Genomic DNA, 24,675 nt, shown 5'->3' with positions numbered 1-24,675 from the left:
TGGCTAAATCTCGGACTAAATTTGGTCGATTTTGGTGTAACTTATCAGTATAGTGTCCGCAAAATGGGCAGTTAATTCCTTCATTTAACAACTCTAATTTCAGAATGAAGAATTCTTCTTTTTGATAAGCGGTGAAAACCGTAACGTTCGGTAAGTTTAATAAGGTATCTAGATGAAAGTCCATTGTTCTTTTTGGGTAAAATGTAGCAATCGCTACATTTTACCCCATGATGCCGCAAGACCCATTTCCTCTAGTCTGGGTTTTCGATTTATTGTGCTTTTTGTGACCAGAAACGTTAATTTGTCTGGATTTCAGCGAATATTATAAGTAAGTAGTCGCTGAATTGATCCGTCAACCAGGACGCGAATAGCTTTCGAGAGCGATCGCATCTCGAAGTGAACTTGGGTTTTTAAACTGTATTCACCCTTATGCTACCCAATAATAAACAATTTAAAGATAAATAGAATCAGTTATTTTTAAGAATCAAATTGTTTTGATAATGATAAAAATGTCATCAAGTTTCACCTCAAACGCTGCCTCCACTTGGTTTAAAGTTCTTCTGATTGGGGATAATACAGACGAGACGGAACGCATTGAAGAATTATTATCACGAACCTGCGCTTATGCTAATTTTCGTATTTTTACAACCAAGGTAGAGCAAATAGACACGCCCCTAGAGCTGTTAAATAAAAAAGGCTTTGATGTAATTTTATTAGACATTTCCCTTTCCCACACTCAAGGATTTGATACCGTTGTCAGGATGCAACAGTATCAGCTAAACATTCCGATTGTCGTACTCACCACAATAGAGGATGAAGAATTAGCGCTTCAATTTATTCAAGCTGGCGTACAAGATTATCTGGTAAAAAGAAACCTGGATAGTCAACTTTTAATTCGCTCTCTACGTCATGCAGTTGTGCGTCATAAAAGACAAGAAGCTAGGCTACAACGCGAACAAAATAATCACTCTGTTTTAGAGGAAGCAGCAGTCCACCGCGATGTTGCTTTGCCGAGGTTGTTCGTGCGCTCTAATGATGCAGCATACTCTCGATTTTGTGCTATATCTCTCGATCTATTATGTATCGCTGTCGATGGCTATTTCAAGTGTTTGAACTCAGCTTGGTCAAATACTTTGGGCTACACCCAAGAGGAACTTCTTGCTATACCATGTATCGAGTTTGTCCATCCAGAAGACAGAAAAGCCACTCTTGTTGAACTCCAAAAGCTAGAAAATGGCGCTTTGAGCGTCAAGTTTGAAAATCGTTATTGCTGTAAAGATGGGTCTTATAAGTGGTTGTCATGGACATATACCCCATTTGCACAGGAAGGTTTGATTCACGGAGTTGCCCGCGATGTCACAGAAAGCAAGCTATCGGAATTAGTGCTGCGGGAAAGCCAGCGTTTTCTTCTTCAACAAATTGCTGAGACAACTCCCAATATTTTATATATTTATGACCTAGAATTAAAGCGAAATATTTATATAAATCGCGAATTTACTAAAGTTCTTGGTTATACAGCAGAAGAGATTCAAGCTATGGGAGAGGCAGTTATTAAAAATCTGATACACCCAGAAGATTTTGCACGATTCCCTCAACATTTTCAAGAATTAGAATTAGCCTCTGAGGGTGAAATCTTTGAGATTGAGTACCGAATGAGACACGCCAATGGAGAATGGCGCACTTTTGTCAGCCGAGATACTTTGTTTGCTCAAGCTTCTAATGGGAAACCGTTTCAGATATTAGGAACTGCTACAGACATCACCTCGCGAAAGCAAGCAGAAGATGAAATCCGACTCCTGCTGGCAACAACCCAAGCGATTAATGATTGCGAAAATTTTCAGGATGCCTTAGCGGAAATTCTGCGCTTAATTAGTAGGACTATTGGCTGGGATATTGGAGAAGCATGGATTCCGGCTTTTGGTGGCACGGTTTTAAAATATGCTCAGGGTGGATACGGATGCGATCGCGAAACGGTAGTCGCCTTGCAACATCGCGCTCTAGAGGAATTTGTGCAACACAGTGAGCAATTAACATTTGCTCCTAATGTGGGATTGCCAGGGCGAATATGGTCATCTGGGCAACCGGAATGGATAGAAGATGTTTCTGATACCCAAGAAGTTTTTCTACGTTCTTCAATTGCCACAAGTACCGGATTAAAAGCTAGTTTTGGCGTGCCGATTGTAGTTGATAATCAAGTGTTGGCGGTTTTAGTTTTCTTTAAACGAAACAAAAGCGGTCAAGATTTGCGTTTGATTGAGTTAGTAAAGGCGGTTGCGACTCAGCTAGGTTTGTTCTGGCAGCGCAAACACGTAGAAGCTGCTTTACGGCTAGGTGAAGAACGCTTGCAGATGGCATTAGAAGGGAGCGATTTAGGTTTGTGGGATTGGAATATTCGCACCCACGAAGTTTATTTCGACGCACATTGGAAGGGAATTTTGGGGTATGCAGTAGAGGAGGTTGAAAACAATTTTCAATCTTGGCAACATCTAATACATCCAGAAGATTTGCCTAGAGCAATGGCAGTTTTGAAAGGTTATCTAGAAGGTAGCATCCCCGCCTATGAAATAGAATTTCGGATGCAATCTAAATCAGGAGAATGGAAGTGGATTTTGTCTCATGCCAAGGTGACACAGCGGGATGAAAACGGCAATCCGATGAGGATGACGGGTACTCATAAAGACATTAGCGATCGCAAACAGGTAGAAATTGCTTTGCGAGAATCGGAAGCACGAGAAAGGCACCAGCGAACCGACCTAGAAATTGCCCTGCACGAACTCCAAAACGCCCAAGTACACCTTGTGCAAAAAGAAAAAATGGCATCCCTCGGTCAACTGGTTGCTGGTATTACTCACGAAATCAACAACCCCATCAGTTTCATCTACGGCAATATTACTCCCGCTAGCGAATATGCCCAAAACTTAACGCGGCTAGTTGAACTTTACCAACAGCATTATCCCACACCCCCTACAGCAATTTCATCGGAGATTAAAAACCTCGATCTCGATTTTTTGAAGACCGACTTTCCAAAATTACTTTCGTCAATGAAAAGCGGTGCAGATCGCATCAAAGAAATTATCTGTGCCTTGCACTATTTTTCCCGCATTGACCAAGGCAAAATGAAGAGAGCTGATCTGCATTCTGGTATTGAAAGTACATTAATGATTTTAGAAAATCGCCTGAAAGAACAGCCTGATAGAGCTGCTATTGAGGTAATTAAAAATTACGGAAAGTTGCCATTAGTGGATTGCTATCCAGGTCAGTTAAATCAGGTATTTATGAATATTTTGGCTAATGCCATTGATGCGCTGGAAGAAAGGATGAAAGAAGATTTATCTTTTAACCCCCAGATTTGGATTAGCACAGAAATTGTCAGCAACCATTTATCCTTGGTTAGCAACGCCGAACCAATTGAGACTGATAAAAGAAAAGTTTTAAGAAATAAAGTTCTTGTTAGGGTTACTGACAATGGTAAAGGTATTTTGCCTCATGTAAAGAAACATATATTTGACCCCTTCTTTACAACCAAGCCTGTAGGTAAAGGGACGGGATTGGGGCTATCAATTAGTTATCAAATTGTTGTAGAAAACCATCAAGGAAAAATTAGGTGTAACTCGTATTTAGGAAAAGGTACAGAATTTATAATTGAGATAAATTCAAAAGCGTTATTATCAAGGTAAGTATAATTACTCTTGGCATTTTAAAAATGGCTATTTTATAACTAAAGTAGATAGAAAATAAAAAAAATAAAAAAAATGTGGGAACTCTTAAAGGAGTTATTTTCATCAACTCAGTTTATTCCTCACGGTCACTGTTACCTTTGGCAAACTAAACTGGTATGGCTTCACCTCCTTTCGGATTTGTTTATTGCGATCGCTTACTTTTCAATTCCGGCAATGCTCCTGTATTTCATCCACGAACGGCAGGATATTCCCTTTCAAGGAATATTTGCTTTATTTGGAGCTTTCATCATTCTCTGTGGCACAGGTCACTTGATGGAAATCTGGACTCTCTGGCATCCTACTTACTGGCTAACAGGCGTTGAGCAAGCCATTACCGCTCTGGTTTCCTGCTACACAGCTCTACAAATGGTAACGCTGCTGCCGCAATTTCTAGCTTTAAAAACGCCAGAACAATTAGAATCAGTTAACCGCGAACTCCAAAGCGAGATTGCTGAACGTCAGCGAGCCGAAGAAGCCTTACGCAACGCCTACGATAATTTAGAAATTCGGGTAAGCGATCGCACTGCCGAGTTATCAAAAACACTTTCTATCCTTCAAACTGAAATGGCCGAACGCAAACAAGCAGAAGCCGCTTTGCAAGAATCAGAAGTACGAGAAAGAGAAAAATCTCAAGAGCTTGAAATTGCTCTGCACGAACTCAAAAGCGCCCAAGTCCAGCTGGTGCAAAAAGAAAAAATGGCATCCCTCGGTCAACTGGCTGCTGGCATCGCCCACGAAATTAACAATCCTACAAGTTTTATCTATGGCAATGTCACCCCTGCTATTGAATATGCCTCAAATTTACTAAAAATAATTTCTCTCTATCAAAGCCACTACCCCCAGCCATCTAACGAAATTCAAAACGAAATTGCCGCCCTCGACCTTGATTTTCTTAAAAGAGACTTTCTCAAATTGCTCTGGTCAATGAGAACAGGAGCAACCCGCATTAAAGAAATTGTCGTTTCTATGCGGAACTTTTCGCGGCTTGACGAAGCTGAAATTAAAGAAGCCGATTTACACTCTGGAATTGAAAGTACCTTGATGATTTTACAAAACCGCCTGAAAGAACAGCCTAATAGACCAGCAATTGAAGTAATTAAAGAATTTGATAAATTACCCTTAGTAGCTTGTTATCCAGGTCAGTTAAATCAGGTATTTATGAATATTTTGAACAATGCAATCGATGCTTTAGAAGAAAAAATAAATGAAGGTTTTTTCTTCACTCCGCAAATCCGGATTGCTACAGAAGTCAGATATCAGGAAGAAACTGATCTCAAATCCCTAATCCCCAATTCCCAATTGATAGTAATTCGTATTTCCGATAATGGTAAAGGCATTACACCTTACGTGAAAGAGCATCTCTTTGACCCCTTTTTTACCACAAAACCAGTAGGAAAAGGAACCGGACTAGGGCTGTCTATTAGCTATCAAATTGTTGTCGAAAAACATCAAGGGAGGCTCAAGTGTGACTCTCAATTAGGGGAAGGCGCAGAGTTTGCCATCGAGATTAATGCAAAAGCGAGAGGTAACGCCGCGCCTCGGTTCGCACCAGCTTTAGTAGAAGTTCACGATAATGCGATTTTTCAAAGTTAAGGCGCAAGATAAAGTTATGTAAAATAAATATCTTCGGTACAGGGATCTTCCCTTCAGGGGCGAAAACAGGGCTAAAGCGATCGCTGGATATCAAGGGTTAGATATGCGATCGCCCTCTTGAAACCAAACCTTTTAATTTACTCAGGCAATTCACCAAACCGTTCCCGATACCGAACTAACAACGCCTCCATTTCTGCCACTTGTTGCTCCGCTTGTTCCCGCTGTTGCTCCGCTTGTTCCTTCTGCTGTCGTTCCTGTTGTGCCATTTCCTCTGGAGTTGGGATTAACTGCCCTTCAGCCGTAAAGAAACGTAACCTTGACTCGTGAATGCCCAAATATAGCTCTAGTTGCTGGCTCCACAACCAGCCATTAGCATTAGGCTCAAGTTCCTGGTAGCGACCATCTAACAAATGAAACCCTTTAAATTCAAGGCTATCAGGGCTAAACCAGAAATAGTCAGGAGTGCGGAAAATATCTTGGTAAATTTGCTTTTTCAAGCCTCGATCAGTTGCGGCAGTTTTGGAAGAGAGAATTTCTACAATTACATTGGGATATTTGCCATCTTCTTCCCAAACCACCCAACTTTTGCGCGGTTTGCGTTGGGTACCCAACACTACAAAAAAATCTGGCCCTCGGAACTGCTCAGACTTGCGCTGGCGAGGACTGTAGTAGATGGTGAGATTACCGCAGGCATAAAAATCCATGCGATCGCGCCACCACCATTCCAGACATTGAATCAGCAGCATTATTTGCCGCAGGTGCAATTCACTTTCCAAAGGCGGTTCATCACTATCTAAATCCCCTGGAGGAAATATAACATCTTCCAGTACATCTTCCGAGATTTCTAAATCATGTGCAAAAGACATGGTAGCCAGTAGTTATAGAGTCAGAAGTAACATTTTCTAACATCCCTATCTAATCTCGCCACAAAGCAATTCCGCCCAATAAACCAGTTACATTAGGAACGATTTTGACATTTGGTGGTAAGTTGAGAGTTACTCTTTTGGCTTCGCCGCCGCCGATGTAAAGGTAATCGTAGTTAAACAGATTTTGCAGAGATGCGATCGCTTTTTCCAGACGAGAATTCCATTTTTTCTCACCAACTTTATCTAAAGCGGCACGCCCCAACTGTTCCTCATAGGTTTCCCCTTTGCGAAACTGATGATGCCCAAGTTCCAGGTTTGGCACCAGTAACCCTTCCACAAACAAAGCCGAACCAAAGCCTGTTCCCAGAGTGATCGTTAGTTCTACACCCGATCCTGAAATCGCTCCCAAACCTTGCATATCAGCATCATTAACCACTGCTACTGGTGTTTTTAAGCGATCGCATAGTGCTGTTGCTAGATCGAACCCGATCCAATTTGGAGACAAATTTACTGCTGTCTTAGTGACACCAGAGCGAACTACGCCGGGAAAGCCCACAGATACGCGGTCAAACTCACCTTGAGAGCTAGCAAGGGAAGCGATCGCATCCATTACAACCTCTGGCACAGGAGGGTTTGGCGTGTCTACACGAGAGCGTTCAGTCAGCGGCTGTCCATCTTCGTCTAAAATTATTGTCTTGATGCCACTGCCGCCAATGTCAACAGCTAGAGTCCGCATAAATTTATCTCTCAATTGGGTAGTGACTTAATTTTTGATTTTAGATTTGTGACAACATTGAAATGAAGGTTTTACACCGCTAGATTCTAATCCCAAATCATCGGCAACCCAGAAACTCCTTCGCCCCCACAAAATCCAAAATTGTATTATGCTTGGGGGTTAGGAACCGAGGAAGTTGCATCAGTTACAGTTGGTGAGAAAAACTTTTGCCTCACCCAGTAAGTCAAAATATGAGAAAGCAATCCCATCGGCCCTGCAAATAAACACAGCAGCAGCGAATGGATTGTCCAGATACCAGTCCGCTGACCCTCCAAATAAATATAGCGACCCACGAACAAATCCATCACCAGAAAATGAATCCACCCAGTAGCAGCAGCTGTTTCATCTGCAAAAAAGTGTGCAATGTCAGCCAGTTGAGGATTCGACAAAGCGGCGGCAGATTCTGGCGTAATTGACGCTACAAACAAATAGATATATAGACCAGCTAACGCCACAAATGGAATATAAGATTCCATAACCCGCTTGGTCATGCCCCAGTTGGGCAGCAGAATCATCAGCGCCCAGAAAGGCAGAACAAACAGATTAGCAACGTTAAACAGTTGAGCGATGATCATATCAATGGCTAATGGGTAATAAAAAGAAAAATTGAATAATTTTTTATTTTGCCTTTTAACGCGATGTGCAACTTTCCCAATCAGAACGCTTAAATAACCCCCTAAAAAAGGGGGCAAGGGGAGATTAAAAGGTGAGCTGCACTCTTCGTTAAATACCCCAACCCCCGTGAATAAAAAGTTTTCCTTATCTTCCCCGTCAAAAAAAACTTTTTCTTTATCTCTGGTTCGCCAGCGAACCAGTTAGAGGAGGTAAGAGGGATTTATCTTAGTTGCACATTGGGCCTTTTTCCTTTTTACCTCATCCGCCGCCGACCTTTACGATTTTCAGAGACGAGGCTATCTGCTGATGACTTGTATGACTCTGCCAGTTCCTCCCATCCATCATCATCTTGGTCTTCCAGTGCCTCTAGATTATCCATCATGTCGCTATCAGCGTCACCCTCTGCGGCTAAGAGCGTAGCAGCACGGTATGCCTCTGTAGCCTCCCGGTGTAGACCTTGACGATGGTAAATATCTCCCCAAAGCTTATGCTGACGCGGTGCAAGCTGTTTGGACTGAGGTACTTCTCTAAGAAGCGTAGCAGCCTCTTCCAGTTTATTTTCTTGAATCAAAGCTTCTACCAAGCTTAATCGGACACTAGATGGTACATCGGGGTTCAACTCAACTGCTTGACGTAATACCTCCGAAGCACCACTGTAGTTATTCTGTTTCAAATAGACGCGCCCCAATTCGGCATAACTAATCCACTTTTGGGGATTGATATTAATTGCAGTTTTTAGCTCAGAAGCAGCTTCTGCAAGCTTCTCCTGGTCAATATAAGCTTGAGCCAAGCGGATGCGAATCATTAGCAGCTGGGGGTCTAAACTTAGAGCCTTACGAAACTCCTGTATGGCTTGCTCATACTTGCCTTGCCTCGCCAGCACCTGACCCAAACCTGTATAAGCTTGGACGGCTTTCGGGTCAAGGCTAACAACGGCTTTAAACTGCTCTAAAGCCTTGTCCCAATTCCGCTGCTTCAAATAAGCCTTCCCAGCTTTGAGTATGGGGATCGGCTTCAAGGGATCTAATCTTATTGCTGCTTGATAATAGACAAGAGCTTCATCGTAATGTTTTTGCTTGAACTCGATATTTCCAGCACCCAGATTAGCCCGCATTGATGTCGGATTGTCTTGCAAGACTGACTTAAATTGTGCTAAAGCTTCATCCAGCCGCCCTTGTTTTTGCAGAGCAACACCAAGCTTTACCTGATCCTGCCCGCCTGTATTCAGTCGCTTTACTTTAGGAGTGAAATTGGTCACGGAAAGTTCTTCCTCTAACGCGCGATGTGCAAGTGGGCAATGAAAAAAATTCTACCGTTAGCTTCTAGAGAGACATTCTTCATGACCCTTGGTAGATAGTTTATCTTATGTGTCTTTTGGGGTGCCACTGCCCTTGCTGGTGGCGGCCGAGTTTTATTAAATGCTTACTACACTCATGGATGATTGACAATAGTTATTATATAAAACTCAATTATATTTAAATAAAATTTGGCGAATGTAAGAAATTTTTATGTTTTAGAAATTCTGGCTTCTAGGGTAAGTATACATTTTTGAGCCACTGCCCACAGTTCATCAGCAGGTAAACGATTTGTTATCGCTTCTTTTAGAGTAGTTATGACCTCTGATAAAGCTGCTTCTACTGGCGGTAATTGACTAAAAACTGCCAGAATTTTAGGATGTTCTGTAACAATGACTTTTTCATGAGAATTTATTAAAGATTCATGTAATTTTTCCCCTGGGCGCAAACCTGTGATGCAGATAGGAATATCAATATTTGGGGTAAGTCCTGCCAAGTGAATCATTTGTTCGGCTAGTTCAAAAATGTTGACTGGCTGACCCATATCTAAGATTAAGGTTTGCCCTGATTTTCCCACGGCAAGGCTGTGAATTACCAACTGCGCGGCTTCAGGAGTGGTCATAAAGTAGCGGGTCATTGACTTGTCGGTGACAGTAACAGGGCCGCCTCTGGCAATTTGCTGTTGGAATATAGGCACGACGCTGCCGCGACTGCCTAAAACGTTGCCAAATCGCACGACGAGAAAGCGGGTGTAACTTTTGGCGGCATATGCTTTTACCATGAGTTCCGCTAAGCGTTTACTTAAACCCATAAAGTTAGAGGGGTCAACGGCTTTATCTGTAGAAATCATTACAAATGTTTCTACTTTGTAGGCATCAGCTAAAGCTGCTAATTGAGCAGAACCAAGGGAGTTATTTTCAAGGGCTTCCGTGGGGTTATGCTGCATCAATGGTACGTGTTTGTGAGCGGCAGCATGAAAGACAATTTCTGGTTTCCAGGTGTTGAATATGTCCTGCATTCGGGAAAAAGAGCGAATATCTCCAATTAAGGGGGTGGTGACTAAATTGGGGAAGTCTCGCCTTAATTCTTGTTCGATATTAAAAATGCTGTTTTCGCCTCTTCCTAGAAGCAGTAAATTTTTAAGTTCCAGTCTGGAGAGTTGGCGACAAATCTCTGAACCGATGGTGCCACCTGCACCAGTGACGAGGACGGTACGATTTTTAAATTGCGATCGCGCACTCGGAAACTGCACGGAAAACTCGGTCGCCAGATCCAGCCGAATTTCCGGTCGTCCCAGGATATCCTGAATTTGGATTTCTCTGGCTTGCGGGGTCAGAGTGCGATCGCGTAGAATTTCTGCCTGTCCCGGTAAAGCTTTGAGTTTCAGATTAGTGCCAACAGCGAAATTAAGCAGTTTGCGGATTTTGGCAGCACTGGCAGAAGGCATGGAAATCAACACTTCATCAACATTCAGCGCTAAAGCGATCGCTACCATCTGCTCAGAAGATCCCAGAACTGGCACCCCTTCCACCTTGCGACCCACCTTAGTCGGGTCATCATCGACAAATCCGACGATTTCTAAATTCAGGTGCGGATTTTGTCGCGCTTCTTGGACAATTTGGCTCCCAGCCATACCCGCCCCCACCAATAGCACCCGCGGACGTTCTGATCGACGGGTGCGGGGGTAGTACCTCATTTGGGTGCGATGGACTGACCATCGGCGAGCATGGCGTAGAGCAGCCATTCCCAGAAAGCAGAAGCTCCAGTCAATTATGGCAACGCTCAGAGGAATTCCATTAAATGGTATGAAGCGCGGAATGAGAAGTCGGGTGGTGACTAAAACTAGCAGCGAATAGACGGTGACGGCATGAAAAAGGGAGGTGGCATCCTTAAGACCGAACAAACGCCACACTTGTTGGTACAGACCAAAACCCGCCTGGATAAGTAGACGACTGGGAATGGCAACTAGGGGCAGAATCCATGCCAAGGTTTGGTGAGTGTCTGCAACTGCTCCGTCAAAGCGAATCAGGAACGCGAGGCTGCAAGCAGACCAGGCAACAAATCCATCCAGGCTCAATTGTCCTAGTCGATACACAGAGGGAAACTTTACGCGCTTAGACATGGAAGACTTATGCCAGGAGATGTTGCCAGCAATCGTTAATCATAACCTTGCCTAAACGTCTTTGCTACCGTCAATTTTCGCCTTTGACAGCTCATGCTGCAAACGCGGGATCTGGTCACCGATAATAGAGGCAACAACAGCAACCATAAAGCTAGCGACGATCGCAAACACTACCACCGGCAATATGGATCGTGTTAGTGGCAAATCTGACTCCGATACAATCTGGACAGACATCACTTGATTAGTAAACTCAGCCAGATTTTTTTGAGCTTGCTGTAGGTACTTTTTGTCAATTTCTCCAGCAACGATCGCCACTTCCAACCTTGCCCGTTGTTGCTCCAAAGCATCTAGCCTTGCTGGGATTTGAATTTGCTGGGAGGAAGTCCCAGAGGTTGGGGGAAACTCTGCAATTTGCTGCTTTATTTGAGCCAGAACCTGTTGGTTTCTCTTTAACTCTTGTTCTGTAACGGTCAAGCCAACCTCTATAGCTTCGCCCATTTGGTTTTGAAATTGGGTCTTTAGTTTGCTCGTGATTTTAGAGCTAGATTGAGCTAAAGCACCAGTATTTTTAGATTGCAGAGTTACGTCAACCTGCTGAGTGCTGGCATCAAATCTTGGCTGGACAGTAATTTTATCTAACTGTTGGTTTTGTAAATACTTCACTGCTTGGATACCAGTTTGGTTAACATCCTTTCCTAGCAATGATAAGGAGGATGAGACAGAAACTGGAAGCTGTTTAACTGAAAGAGTTAGCTGCTTTTGATACTGCTGGGGCTTCAATAAGAAGAGGATTATGGCTGCGCTCGACAATACCACCGTCGTCAGCCCCAAAAACTTCCAGTGTAAACGGAAAAACCGGATAATCTCTAACAGAGAAAGATTATCTTCATCCTGTATTTGCCTGGGGTCGGTGTACTGAGCCAATCGGTTCGCCTCCTGTACCTGGTATCGCGGGTATCGCGGCTAGTATACAGTATAGAGTGGCAGCGGAATGAAATTTGAACTAGATGAGTGACAAACCTAAAACCTTACTAACTTTGCAAGAAAAAATTAAAACTCATACAGCCACTGTTGGTGTTGTGGGTTTGGGATATGTAGGTTTACCCTTTGCAGTTGAAAAAGCCAAAGTTGGCTTTCAGGTGTTTGGAATCGAGCAGAATCCGATTAGAGCGGAACGGGTCAATATAGCTGATAACTACATTAATGATGTCAAAGATGAAGAATTAAAACAAGTCGTAAGCAGTGGAAAACTCCAGGCTGTCTTGAACTTTGACAAAGTACCGGAAATGGATGTAATCGTTATCTGCGTACCCACACCGCTAACGAAGAATTTAACGCCGAACCTAAGCTATATCGAGAATGTTACTCAAGGAATTGCCCAACACTTGAAATCGGGACAGCTGGTGACATTGGAATCGACCACCTATCCAGGTACCACAGATGAAGTAATGCGACCAGTCTTAGAACATACTAGCGGTTTGAAGCAGGGTCAGGATTTTTTTCTTGCCCATTCTCCAGAACGGGTAGATCCTGGCAATCAGCGCTACACAACCAAGAATACAAACAAGGTTGTGGGAGCTTCTGACCCATATTCCTTGGAAGCTGCCAAGTTGTTCTACGAGCAGACGATTGAGCAAGTGGTACCAGTTAGTAGTGCTAAGGCAGCTGAGTTGGTTAAGGTGTTTGAAAACACGTTCCGTGCTGTTAATATTGCCCTTGTGAATGAGTTGGCAATGTTGTGCGATCGCATGGGTATCGACGTGTGGGAAGTTTTAGATGCTGCTAACACCAAGCCATTTGGTATAATGCCGTTTTATCCGGGGCCAGGTGTTGGAGGTCACTGCATTCCTATCGATCCGCACTACTTAGAGTGGAAAGCTAAGGAATTTAACTTTGACACGCATTTTATTGCTCTAGCAGGCGAAATTAACCGCCGAATGCCGGAGTTTGTCAGAGACAAAGCGTGGCGAGTCCTTAATGATTTAGGAATTGCGCCTGCTAGGGCTACTGTACTAGCAATTGGTGCTGCCTATAAGAAAAATCTCGGTGATTGGCGAGAGTCGCCTGCGATCGCTGTCATGAGTTGCTTGTTAAAGGATAAAGTAACTATTACTTACCATGACCCCTATGTACCTGAAATTCAAGTTTCTGGTCAAAAGCTTTACTCCGTAGAACTAACCGATGAAAATATAGCAGCAGCTGACTTGGTGATTATTGCAACAGATCATAGTGGGATTGATTACATCAACCTGGTTCAGAAAGCCCAAGCGGTTCTGGATACGCGGGGTGTAACTCGGCATTTAAACTGTGACAGGGAAAAGGTGACACTACTGTGAGTCGAGTAATCGTCGTCGGAACCGGTAACTGGGGTCGGAATCTGGTTCGTAATTTTTACGATCTGGACGCATTGGCAGGTGTAGCTGAGGTCAACCCAGACCTCCGGAACAAAGTTGCCGCTACATATCCAGATGTAGTAACTTACACAGATTATCGGGAAGTGCTAGCAACCGATGTTCAGGCAGTGGTGCTGGCAACACCAGCACCAACACATTACCACTTAGCGATCGCTGCCTTGAAAGCGGGTAAAGATGTTTTTGTGGAAAAGCCCATGACCCTGCAAACAGAGCAGGCGCGAACGTTGGCAGAATACGCCCAAGAGCATTCGCGCATTCTCATGGTGGGTCATCTACTACTTTACCAACCAGCGATCGCGTGGATGCGAGACTATTTGGCAAGCGGTAAAGCGGGATCTGTCCTGCATATTGCGACTCAACGAGCGAAGCTTGGTAAGGTACGCACTGAGGAGAATGTTTGGTGGTCGTTTGCACCTCATGATATCTCAGTAATCTTAGACCTATTAGGTAATCCTCAAATTCAACAGGTGCAAGCGCATGGTCACGCGATGTTACAGGTAGGGATTGAAGATAATGTACACGTAGATTTGAGCTTTGAGGGAAGTCAAACGGCTCACATTCACTGCTCCTGGTACTGGCCTTTAAATCAACGCAGTACGGTTGTAATTGCCCAGAAGCAAATGCTGGTTTACGACGAGGTTTTGCAAACAGTTACGATACACAATAAAAGCGTTGATGCGAACTTAAATAATCGAGATGAGGGCAGTTGGAGCGTAGAAGTTGCCAAATCTGAGCCGTTGAAAATTGAGTGCGAACACTTTCTAGAATGTTTGGATACAAGAAAGCAGCCACGCTCAGACGGCTGGAATGGGGTGGCGGTGGTTGAAATTTTGGAGAAAGTTCAGGAGGCGCTGCGTGGCTGATTATTTTGTTCATGAGTCTGCCTATGTAGATGAAGGTGCGATAATTGGGCAGGGAACAAAAATCTGGCACTTCTGTCACATTCTAAGCAAAGCGAAGATTGGGAAAAATTGTTCTTTGGGGCAAAATGTTTTTGTGGCAAACAATGTCGTCGTGGGAAATGGATGCAAAATTCAAAATAATGTATCTCTATATGAGGGGGTGATCCTGGAGGATTACGTTTTTTGTGGCCCTAGTATGGTGTTTACGAATGTCAAAACGCCACGCTGTGAGTTTCCCCGTAATACTAGCAATGATTACGTGACGACATTGGTGAAGCGTGGATCAAGTATTGGAGCAAATGCCACGATTGTTTGTGGAGTAACCTTACATGAATATGCTTTTATAGCAGCGGGTGCGGTGGTTACGAAAGATGTGCCTGCCTATGCAATAGTAGCTGGTGTTCCTGCAAAAATCACTGGTTGGATGAGCGCCTATGGTGACGTGTTAGAGTTTGATACTGCTGGTTATGCTGTTGATTCAACAAAAACAAAATATCAGCGAGTATCGAATATGGAAGTAAGGAAAATATCGAAATGAAGATTGCGTCTTTACTATCCACAATATTGGTACTATTCCTTTTATTGTTGGGTTTTAGAAATCAATTTGCAGAGAGAAGGTTTACAGCGGAATCATCTGGTCAATGTGCAGCGTTACCTACAACAAGTCGAGAGGCTGTTTTATGGGAGAAGGTAATGCAGCCAATGTTACATGAACCTCTCTGGCGAGAACGTGATGCCTATGATGCCAGCCATTTTTTGATGGTACCTTTGCATTCAGCTTTTGCCTCAAACTATTGCCCTGGAATTGATGGATTTAATAACTTTTTTAATCGGTTTAGAAATAGCTATATTCGAGATAATTTTAATGGTCTAGATTCAATAACAAAGTTGCAATTTTTGTATTTAGTATCTGAATATTTAGTTTTATATGAAGAAAAGAACAATCATTTTAATAAGGATACTTTAAGAAAAGTATTAAATTCATTAGAGGTTACATGGAAGCAACCTACATCAGCATGGGATAAATTTTGGTTTCGTCAAGGCATGAAAGAGCGAATAATGTGGAAGCTTTCAACCAAATCAGTTGAAAAAAGTTATTATCGGTCTTTTACAGATGAAGAGTTGTTTGTATTTGCTATTGCAGCAGATTTAAAGTCAATTTTATTGAATAATAGTCCTAAATTTATAGATGAAATATTAGATGTAGCATATAAAACTTTAAAGCAAGAAGCCGTGTTTATTGGAGCTAATGCGAGTCGGTGGTTATTTCAGCCTGGAGTCTGGAAAGATCATCCTGATTATGCCTACGCGGGCTGGTATCATCAGGCTATAAATTTAGATAAAAAACCGATACCTGGCATTGCAGGAGATAGTTCGCACAGTCACAGATGGCCCCTCTGGTTGGTTTCCTTGCAAAGGGGATTTAAGGCTCAAAAACAGCTAGAAAAAGTTGAATATATTTTGAAACTGAGGCGTGGCTTAGCTGCTCAATTCATTCAAAAAGTTTTAATTCCTCCATCATCAGCTTTCCCTAATTTTAGAACAACTAATTTTATGGATGGTAACAATGGAATATATCGTTATGGCTACCACACAGATAAAACAATGCTAGGTTATGGATCTTACGAACTTTCTGGCACAATGTTAATAGGTTGGTGGGCTTTTCTGCCAGAAAAATCCATGCAAAAACCATATTGTTTTATCGGTTCGCGTTATCCGCTTACTGACAGGGAAATATCCTTATATCTTAATCATGATACTACTCGTGATAGGCATCCCTTTATCAAAGGGAAAGCCCAATATAAGAGTGGTATTTTAGAACTGATTGCTCGGTTGGCGTGTAAATTACCCAGAGAAAAATACCAGTGAAGACTCCCATTTTGGATCTAAAACCTCAGTATGAAAGCCTTAAAGAAGAGATTCATAAGGCGATCGCTCGCGTGCTAGAGTCTGGTCAGTTCATCATGGGGCCAGATGTAAAGCTGTTTGAGCAGGAAGTGGCAGCATACCTGGGGGTGAAACACGCGATCGCTGTTAACAGCGGTACAGATGCCCTATTTATCAGTTTACGGGCGCTTGGTATTGGTTCTGGAGATGAGGTAATCACCACACCTTTTACTTTTTTTGCTACAGCTGAGTCAATTAGCCATGTCGGTGCTACACCTGTATTTGTGGATATTGACAAGCGTACTTTGAATATCAACCCAGACCTAATTGAGGAAAAGATTACCGAGCAGACTAAGGCAATTATGCTGGTACATCTCTATGGGCGACCAATAGAGATGGGCAAAATCATGAAATTAGCTAAGAAATACAACTTAAAAGTTGTAGAAGATTGTGCCCAAAGTTTTGGGGCAGTTTATGGCGGGAATTGCAGCACGTGCGATTCTCCTTTGGAAACGCAAGGCGATCGCGCTTGTAAGCCAGATGCTTATGTGGGTAAACAAACTGGGACAATTGGGGATATCGGTGCTTATAGCTTTTTCCCCAGTAAAAATTTGGGGGCCTATGGGGATGGAGGGTTGATTGCAACGAATGATGATGCTTTAGCAGACTCGGCTCGAATGCTGCGGGTTCATGGAAGTCGCAAGAAGTATTACAACGAGGTTGTCGGGTATAACAGTCGGCTGGACACGCTGCAAGCCGCGATTTTGCGGGTGAAGTTGCCTCATATTGATGAATGGAATCAGGGGCGGCGGCAGGTGGCACAGCGCTATGATGAACTGTTGAAGAATATTTCGGGGATTGTTACTCCTGGGGAGACTCCCTGTGCCGATCATGTTTATCACCAGTACACAGTGAGGATTCTTCAAGGAAGGCGAGACACTTTGCAGCAGCGCCTCGCTGAAGCAGGAATTAGCACAATGATCTACTACCCAGTATCGGTGCATCAACTGCCAATTTATGCTGATCAAGGCTGTAAATTACCGCAAGCTGAGTCGGCGTCGGGAGAGGTACTATCTCTACCCATCTGGCCAGAAATGTCTGTAGAACTTCAAGAACAGATTGTCGATGTTTTGAAGTGTATACTGAAGGATTCTTAGGACAAAAACAAAACCGGGCGAGCGGCACAGTCTTTTCGAGATGATTTTTAATGTGTGGTATTGCAGGTATACTCCGTTTCGATCGGCAGCCAGTTGAGCAGACGCTACTTGCCAACATGGCGAACATTCAACAACATCGAGGTCCTGATGACGAGGGATTTTTTGTTGATGATAGTATTGGTCTTGCCTTTCGCCGTCTTGCGATTCTGGATTTATCCCCAGCAGGTCATCAGCCGATGGCGAGTGCTGATGGTAATTGTTGGCTCGTGTTTAACGGCGAAATCTACAATCATGATGAGCTACGTTGTGAGCTGAAACGCTATGGTCACGAATTTCGCTCGCGTTCCGACACTGAAGTAATTCTTGCCGCCTACACCCAGTGGGGAATTGATTGTCTTAGCCGCTTTAATGGGATGTGGGCTTTGGCGCTGTGGGATAGCCGCCAGCAGCGGTTGTTTTGTGCTCGCGATCGCTTTGGCATAAAACCTTTCTATTATCACCAGGATGCCCAGCGCTTCATCTTTGCCTCAGAAATCAAAGCCCTCTTTGCTGACCCACAAACGCCGCGCCAGCCAAACGAAGGTGCAGTGTACGCCTATTTAGTGTTTCAAAAAGTGCAGTTTGGGGAGGAGACATTTTTTACAAACATCAAGCAGCTACCAGCAGCGCACTACCTGCTGGTGGATGTCCAAGGCATCCGTATCCAGCGCTACTGGCAGCTTGACCATAGTCGATACAATCCTTATATTAGCGATGCCGAGGCAATTGAAAAGTTTCGGCATCTATTTTTTGATAGCGTCAGTCTGCGCCTGCAAAGCGATGTGCCAGTTGGTACTTGCCTCAGCGGTGGGTTAGATAGCTCAGCAATTGTGTGTGTTGCCAATCAAATCCTGTTTGGTAACGACAGCAAGCCTGACCGCACAAACGTTGGAGCGCAACAGAAGGCGTTCTCAGCTTGCTACAGCGACCCTCGCTGCGATGAACGGCAATGGATTGAGCCAGTTATTACTCGAACTGGGGCAGAGTCGCACTACATTTATCCAGATGGGGAAGGATTATTTGCCGATTTAGAGACAATGGTCTGGCATCAGGAAGAACCAGTGGCAGGAAGCAGTCTTTATGCCCAATGGTGTGTGATGCGGCGTGCCCGTGAGGCGGGAGTAGTGGTAATGTTGGATGGGCAAGGTGGCGACGAGGTGATGTGTGGCTACCAGCCGTACTACTGGTCATTCATGGCGGGAGCTTTACAAAGCGGTAACTTGGCTGTGTTACGACAGGCACTAACCAACAAGCCGGGTAGTCTTGACCGTTGGCAGCTGCAACATATATTGAGGATATTTCATAGTACACTTCCTCTGACATGGCAGTCTCGCCTACTCTACACTCGACGCGGGCTTCCAATCTGGTTAGGAGAACAGATGCGATCGCAAGTTTACATACAAGAAACAATAAATTCCGATCATCCTACTTTATTGGGGCAGCACCTTGAGCGCGATCTCATAGCTACAAATTTACCAGCATTACTCAAATATGAAGACCGCAGCTCAATGGCTCACTCAATAGAAGCTAGAGTGCCATTTTTGGACTATCGATTAGTGGACTTTATGGCAAGTCTGCCCGATTCCATGAAAATTCGCAATGGGCAAATGAAATGGCTGCTAAGGCAGGCATTAAAAGATGTGATGCCAACAGAGATTAGCCAGCGACGCAACAAGATTGGTTTTGGCACACCTGAAGATAGCTGGTTGCGTCAATACTGGACAAAAATTCAGCAGTATTTAGGTCAAGGGGAAATCATTCAGCGTGGCTGGGTCGATCGGCAAGCCGCTAACGCAATCCTGCAAAGTTCAGCAAGTTTAGCATCCGCTGATGAGCATCTGGTCTGGCGCTGGCTAAATACAGAGGTGTGGCTCAAACTTTTGAGCGATCGCCCTCCTACAAATGTCATCAATTAATGTCAACAATGTGGGACTTTATCAAGCAATATGCAACCTACAGCCTCGGTATTGCTATTAATCGCTTGGCATCGCTACTCTTGTTGCCCCTGTACACGCGGTTTCTCACCCCTAAAGACTATGGCGTACTAGATATATTGCTCACAACGGTGGCATTGTTTCAACCCCTGTTGATGCTGGGTATAGATACATCCGTTCAAATTTTATTTTTTAAATCTGAAACAAAAAAACAGCAGCATGACCTGGTTATGACGAGCATTGTCCTCGTCGCTTCCTTTGCTGGAATATGTGCCTTGAGTGGACTGCTGCTTGCGCCAGCACTGGTCAATGGGTTGCTAGGCAACCAGGAGTATACACCTGCACTACGCCTTTTGTGCTTTGATATGTGGCTGACAAGCGTATTCACGCTTTTTCGTGACAACTTACGCCTACGCCAACAGCCACTTTTCTACAATTTGGTAGCCGTCTGTCAAGTAGTACTGGTAGCAGGCTTCAGTATTGTGTTGGTAGCAGTGCAGAAACTCGGTGTTCTGGGAGTGGTTTCAGGATTAGTTTTGGCTGATTTAGTTATCACCCTCTTGTCCGCGGGCTTAGTCTTGAAGCAACATCTACAAATCCCTACATTCACACAAGCACTGCCACTATTACGTTTGGGATTGCCATTACTGCCTGTAAGCGGTATGTATTGGGTTCTCAATTCCTCTGATCGCTTCTTCCTAGCAAAGCTGTCCACACTTCAGGAGGTAGGACTTTATGGGATTGCTAATAGGCTTGCTGCTGGCGTAGCAATATTTACATTTGCCGTTCAACTCAGCTGGAGACCCTTTGCGTTGCGTGTGCAAACAGAACCGAATGCTCGCACAATTTATGCCATCATGCCAGTTTACTATTTCGTTGGTGTTGGCTGGATTGGCTTGCTAATCGCTGCCGCCTCTCCATTGCTTTTACAGATATTTGCGACCAAAGCGTATGTTCAGGCTACTGCCTTACTGACACCGCTAATCCTCGCGCAGGCTGTGTATGGCGCATACTATATATTCAGCACCGGGTTAGAAATTGTACAGCGAACCCATCATATTACCTGGACTATTGTTCTAGCTGCGCTACTCAACATAGCACTCAACATACTGCTGATACCTAAGTTAGGAGCTTTTGGTGCCTCGATTGCCACCGCCATTTCCTATAGTCTGGCTACCCTCTGCGTGGCACTTGTAAGCCAGCGCTTATACCCGCTACCTTACAATCTCAAACGTCTCGGCAGTGTCAGTGTTTGTCTTTTATTAGCTTACGGGGTGATGACAGCCCTGTTCTGGTATGAAGGTATATATATTGCAGTGTTGAGAGGTGTTTGTGTGGCTGTTAGTGGTGTTGTACTATTGAGTTTTGTCAAGCCCGAACTCAAGATTCTTTGGCAACGCTCCTATACTCGACTCAAGCAGAAATAAACTAGAAAATTATTAAGCGATCGCACTATGCACGTTTGTATGCTGGTGACAACAGATATTACCAACGACCCGCGCGTGATGAAAGAGGCAACAGCGCTGGCACAAGCAGGCTATGCAGTACAGGTAATTGGTATCTGTCGCACTGGCACTGAACCCGTAACCGATATCTTTGCTAATGTGGCGATGCAACGGCTCGATCTTTGGCATCTGCGCTTGGGTCGCTTACTTAAAGCAAGACGCGGACGCCCGGTGACTCAAGGGCTGTTTGATAATACAACCTCGCAAAAGCAGTCGCCGCGTATCAGCTGGCGTGGTTGGTTAATAAACATGCTGCGTCAAGTGCAGCTTCTGATTCATCTATTAACTGTTCTATGGGTGTATGTCTTTGCCGCTGGGCGACAGCAAGCTGATGTTTATCATGCCCATGATGTTGATACCCTTTTACCAGCACTGGTTGTAGGATGGTGGTTCAAAAGACCTGTGGTCTATGATGCTCATGAATACTGGTACAATGAGCGGCGCAGTGAGTTTATCATTAACGCGATTATTCGCTGGATTGAGCGCATCAGTACCCCGCGATGTGCATACGTGTTCGCAGTTAACCGCTCGATTGCCGAACGGATGGCGATCCATTACGGCATTACACTACCCACAGTGCTGATGAATGTACCCGCAGACGTGCCATTACAACCACCAACACCACTGCCAGATGACCAGCCAGTCCAGCTGCTCTACCACGGTGGTTATCTTGCACAACGAGGTATTGAATCCCTGATTACAGCAATGAATCTAGTGAAAGCACCTGTGCATTTAACATTGCGTGGTTATGGAAATATAGAGTTGGCGTTGAGGGCACAGGTAGAGGCGCTGGGGCTACAAAAAAAGATTACTTTCGCACCACCAGTCCCCATGAGCGAGCTTTGTAAAGCAGCATCAGCATGCCATATTGGAATTATCCCCTACTCAAAACAGGTAGCTGAATTTGCGCTACCTAACAAAATATTTGAATACATGGCAGCTGGACTCGCTTTAATATGCAATGATTTGATCGAGTTTCGCAATATTGTAATTGGGCATAAGCTTGGTATTGTCTGCAACACTGACTTTGTAGAAGCTATTGCTCAAGCAATAGACGAACTCGTTAGCGACCGGAGTGCATTGGAGCAGTATCGCCAGCGGGCATGGCAAGTTTATGACGATTATTATACTTGGAAGCAGCATCAGCAAGTGCTGCTGGATGTATATTCAAAATTAGCAAGTAGTTATTCCTGAAAGAAACTATTTTGCTTTTATCAATGTCAGGCTGCATTATGCTAATCTACTGACTAACTGTGGCTACCACCTACTCGTAAAGTTGCCGGATGGATACGATACGAATTCCTCTACGCTTTTTTTGTCTATTCGTATTTGCTGTAATAGGGGGCGTAGGCCTAATAGCTACCAAACTATTAACAAACATTTCTAGCGATCTGCTGGAGAGCAGTTTGGTTGTATGGCTGACATTGTTAATAACAGGAGTGGTAGTGTGTCTCTATCCCCACCTTTTCAACATTAGTACCTTTAGGATTCCCGGAATATTTATATCTGCTTATAGCCTAATGGTTTTGCTGCCATTGCCTTTTGTCTACGCAGCTCACCCATCTCCCACACAGAACACCTTTTTATTTGCCACTAATATCAGTTTTATTTTAACGCTGGTAGGGATTATTTTAACGCACTATTGGTTTCCCTCATCTGCTAAAGATGTGCATAACTGGATCTCTAAACCAATTCGCTTACCTCGTCAGCTTCAGATGTCAAGTATAGTGCTATTGGTAATATGTTTTATTATACTTTTGCTTTACCTCAAGCAGGTTGGTAGACTGCCAATTATTGATGCAATTCTTGGTGGTCAAACAACCTTAGAGCTTACCCTAGCACGTGAAAATGCACTTAAACTCATTCCTGGCAGAATCCGCTACGTCTATGGTGCGCTGCGTGATGTATTGTTCCCATATACGACCCTTTTGCTTCTGCTCTTAGCAATGCGTTTGCGGGGCTGGTGGTGGAAAATATTTTTTGTAGTTTCGCTTCTAGGTAGCATATTTTATGCAGGCTCAACTCTGGAAAAATCTCCCGTAGCAGCACTGACAATTATGTTGGCTTATGCTTGGTTGTTGATAAGAGGTCGAACACTTTCTTTGAGCAAACTGCTGTTCATAATACTTATAGCCCTTGCTTTTCCAGTCTTTGTAATCTTCGCAGTTTATCAATTCAATATTGAAGGGTTGCTGGTAGTCAATGCTATAGTAAATCGGATCTTTTACGTTCCAGCTCAGGTAATATTTTACTACTTTGACTATTTTCCAAAACACCAAGGTTTCTTATTAGGGCATACACTGCCATACATTAATAAGTTTATAACTGATATCCCTTTTCCGGTTGCCAACACCATCTGCTTGTACATGAACCCGGATGCAATGTCTAGCTGTACTTCAAATGTTGCCTATCCTGGCTACTTATGGGCAGATTTTGGCTGGTCAGGTATTGTTATTGGTAGTATTATTTGTGGAATTTCGTTACAAGGACTACAGGTACTAATTTTGCGATTGCCGAAGTCAGCACCCACTGTTGTGTTGCAATCAATGCTTTCATACCAAATGATTCTGCTAACTTCTACATCGTTTACGGACTTTCTAGCTCCTTTAGGTACGGGATTAGAAATTGTGCTAACAGTGCTGCTGGTTCCACTAGCAGTAAGAGTAAAAATGAATTTAGCTGAATTTAAAGAAAAAAGATTGAGTTAATAATTTTATAATTTTCATATATTTAAAAGGAAAATAATTTTGAAGACAGCTAAAGTTATTCATCTCACATCAGTTCACTCTGCTTTTGACACCAGAATTTTTTTGAAAGAGTGCAAAACGTTAGTCACAGCAGGTTATGAAGTGATTTTAATTGTTCCTCACGATAGGGATGAGTTGGTGGCTGGAGTGCAAATCAATGCGGTATTTAGACCAAAAAGCCGTCGAGAACGTATGGTAAAAACGGTATGGCAAGTTTTTAAGAAAGCTTTGGATGAAGATGCAGAGATTTATCACTTTCACGATCCAGAACTAATTCTTCTAGGATTAATTTTAAAAATAAAAGGTAGAGCAGTTGTTTATGATGTACATGAAGATGTACCAAGAGACATCTTGAGTAAAAGTTGGATTGCTGAATCTTTACGCCTAACAATTAGCTGGATGGCTGAGCGAATAGAAAACTTTGCTGCCCAGCACCTTACTGCTATAGTTACTGCTACACCGTTTATTTGCGATCGCTTCTCAAAATTGGGTTGCCATGCAGTCAATGTAAACAACTACCCAATACTTTCAGAGCTGTATTTGCCTCATCTGGATGGAGTGCAAAAAGAGCGCGCCGTCTGTTATGTAGGCGGGATTGCTGATATCCGTGGGATCTTTGAGATGGTTGAGGCAATTGGGCAAACGGATACAAAGCTGTTCTTGGGTGGAAAATTCTTAAGTGCCAATCAACGAGAGCGGGCAGCAGCAATGTCTGGTTGGGCAAATATAAAAGAGTTAGGGCAATTAAACAGAAATGAAGTTGCTGAAACTTTAGCAAAATCAATGGCTGGGCTGGTGTTATTTCATCCAGAACTTAATCATATTAATGCCCAGCCAAATAAAATGTTTGAATATATGTCGGCTGGTATTCCAGTAATTGCTTCTGATTTTCCCTTGTGGAAAGAGATTATTGAAGGCAATGACTGTGGTATTTGTGTTGATCCTCTAAATCCCAGAGCGATCGCAGAGGCAATTCAGCGGATTGTCGAGCACCCAGATGAAGCAAAACGAATGGGCGAAAATGGTCGTAAAGCAGTAGAAGATAAATATAATTGGGAAAAAGAATCAGAGACACTTTTGAAGCTTTATAGTAATTTGATATAAG

General features: G+C 43.6%; 18 protein-coding genes and 1 pseudogene. 12 read left to right on the top strand and 7 right to left on the bottom strand.

The annotated features are described in order from the left end of the window. Positions 1 to 184: pseudogene (locus tag H6F74_RS29600) on the bottom strand (ISL3 family transposase); the annotation flags it as partial. A gap of 325 nt (positions 185 to 509) precedes the next feature. On the opposite strand from H6F74_RS29600, the gene H6F74_RS01190 reads away from it, so the two are divergent. Both H6F74_RS01190 and H6F74_RS01185 read left to right on the top strand, forming a co-directional pair. Further along, a complete protein-coding gene (locus tag H6F74_RS01190; RefSeq protein ID WP_190435054.1) occupies positions 510 to 3,677 on the top strand; it encodes a PAS domain-containing protein in 3,168 nt (1,055 codons plus the stop codon). 75 nt (positions 3,678 to 3,752) lie between these two features. Beyond that, positions 3,753 to 5,312 carry an ATP-binding protein gene (locus H6F74_RS01185; protein ID WP_190435051.1) on the top strand — a complete coding sequence of 520 codons (1,560 nt, stop codon included), beginning with the start codon at positions 3,753 to 3,755 and terminating at the stop codon, positions 5,310 to 5,312. Between the two features lie 137 nt (positions 5,313 to 5,449). On the opposite strand, the gene H6F74_RS01180 is transcribed toward H6F74_RS01185, so the two are convergent. The 6 genes from H6F74_RS01180 to H6F74_RS01155 form a co-directional block, all read right to left on the bottom strand. Then, a complete protein-coding gene (locus H6F74_RS01180; protein ID WP_190435049.1) occupies positions 5,450 to 6,178 on the bottom strand; it encodes a Uma2 family endonuclease in 729 nt (242 codons plus the stop codon). A gap of 49 nt (positions 6,179 to 6,227) precedes the next feature. After that, complete coding sequence (locus tag H6F74_RS01175) at positions 6,228 to 6,914, bottom strand: ROK family protein (RefSeq protein ID WP_190435046.1); 687 nt, start codon at positions 6,912 to 6,914, stop codon at positions 6,228 to 6,230. 146 nt (positions 6,915 to 7,060) lie between these two features. Beyond that, positions 7,061 to 7,528, bottom strand: a complete 468-nt coding sequence (locus H6F74_RS01170; RefSeq protein WP_190435043.1) for an ABA4-like family protein — start codon at positions 7,526 to 7,528, stop codon at positions 7,061 to 7,063. A 293-nt stretch (positions 7,529 to 7,821) separates the two neighbouring features. Further along, positions 7,822 to 8,826, bottom strand: coding sequence for a tetratricopeptide repeat protein (locus H6F74_RS01165; protein ID WP_190435040.1), 1,005 nt, complete (start codon positions 8,824 to 8,826; stop codon positions 7,822 to 7,824). 248 nt (positions 8,827 to 9,074) lie between these two features. Next, positions 9,075 to 10,985: a nucleoside-diphosphate sugar epimerase/dehydratase gene (locus H6F74_RS01160; RefSeq protein ID WP_190435037.1), complete on the bottom strand. Its 1,911-nt coding sequence runs from the start codon at positions 10,983 to 10,985 to the stop codon at positions 9,075 to 9,077. Between the two features lie 51 nt (positions 10,986 to 11,036). Beyond that, positions 11,037 to 11,909 (bottom strand): hypothetical protein, encoded by an 873-nt coding sequence (locus tag H6F74_RS01155; RefSeq protein ID WP_190435034.1) that lies wholly within the window; start codon positions 11,907 to 11,909, stop codon positions 11,037 to 11,039. A gap of 83 nt (positions 11,910 to 11,992) precedes the next feature. On the opposite strand from H6F74_RS01155, the gene H6F74_RS01150 reads away from it, so the two are divergent. The 10 genes from H6F74_RS01150 (at position 11,993) to H6F74_RS01105 (ending at position 24,674) form a co-directional block, all read left to right on the top strand. Then, positions 11,993 to 13,321 carry a nucleotide sugar dehydrogenase gene (locus H6F74_RS01150; protein WP_190435031.1) on the top strand — a complete coding sequence of 443 codons (1,329 nt, stop codon included), beginning with the start codon at positions 11,993 to 11,995 and terminating at the stop codon, positions 13,319 to 13,321. Continuing rightward, a complete protein-coding gene (locus H6F74_RS01145) occupies positions 13,318 to 14,262 on the top strand; it encodes a Gfo/Idh/MocA family oxidoreductase (protein ID WP_190435028.1) in 945 nt (314 codons plus the stop codon). The genes H6F74_RS01150 and H6F74_RS01145 overlap by 4 nt, the downstream gene beginning before the upstream one ends. Then, the gene (locus H6F74_RS01140) at positions 14,255 to 14,839 is read left to right on the top strand and encodes an acyltransferase (protein WP_347269467.1); all 585 of its coding nucleotides are present in this window, start codon (positions 14,255 to 14,257) and stop codon (positions 14,837 to 14,839) included. Before H6F74_RS01145 ends, H6F74_RS01140 begins: the two co-directional genes overlap by 8 nt. After that, positions 14,836 to 16,170, top strand: coding sequence for a hypothetical protein (locus H6F74_RS01135; RefSeq protein WP_190435023.1), 1,335 nt, complete (start codon positions 14,836 to 14,838; stop codon positions 16,168 to 16,170). Before H6F74_RS01140 ends, H6F74_RS01135 begins: the two co-directional genes overlap by 4 nt. Next, entirely contained in the window at positions 16,167 to 17,345 is a 1,179-nt protein-coding gene (locus tag H6F74_RS01130; protein WP_347269466.1) for a DegT/DnrJ/EryC1/StrS family aminotransferase, read from the top strand. The genes H6F74_RS01135 and H6F74_RS01130 overlap by 4 nt, the downstream gene beginning before the upstream one ends. A gap of 50 nt (positions 17,346 to 17,395) precedes the next feature. Next, complete coding sequence (gene asnB / locus H6F74_RS01125; protein ID WP_190435019.1) at positions 17,396 to 19,300, top strand: asparagine synthase (glutamine-hydrolyzing); 1,905 nt, start codon at positions 17,396 to 17,398, stop codon at positions 19,298 to 19,300. After that, positions 19,300 to 20,745: a polysaccharide biosynthesis C-terminal domain-containing protein gene (locus H6F74_RS01120; protein ID WP_190456840.1), complete on the top strand. Its 1,446-nt coding sequence runs from the start codon at positions 19,300 to 19,302 to the stop codon at positions 20,743 to 20,745. The genes asnB and H6F74_RS01120 overlap by 1 nt, the downstream gene beginning before the upstream one ends. A 27-nt stretch (positions 20,746 to 20,772) precedes the next feature. Continuing rightward, positions 20,773 to 22,017, top strand: coding sequence for a glycosyltransferase family 4 protein (locus H6F74_RS01115; protein ID WP_190435014.1), 1,245 nt, complete (start codon positions 20,773 to 20,775; stop codon positions 22,015 to 22,017). 89 nt (positions 22,018 to 22,106) lie between these two features. Continuing rightward, on the top strand, positions 22,107 to 23,531 hold the full coding sequence (locus tag H6F74_RS01110; RefSeq protein WP_277875727.1) for an oligosaccharide repeat unit polymerase: 1,425 nt from the start codon (positions 22,107 to 22,109) through the stop codon (positions 23,529 to 23,531). Between the two features lie 39 nt (positions 23,532 to 23,570). After that, positions 23,571 to 24,674, top strand: coding sequence for a glycosyltransferase family 4 protein (locus H6F74_RS01105; RefSeq protein WP_190435008.1), 1,104 nt, complete (start codon positions 23,571 to 23,573; stop codon positions 24,672 to 24,674). Position 24,675: the final 1 nt, after the last annotated feature.

Origin of the sequence: Trichocoleus sp. FACHB-90 (assembly GCF_014695505.1) — a bacterium.
In the GTDB taxonomy this organism is placed as follows: Bacteria; Cyanobacteriota; Cyanobacteriia; order Cyanobacteriales; family FACHB-T130; genus Funiculus; species Funiculus sociatus.
This window is presented reverse-complemented; position numbering and strand designations above follow the sequence as displayed.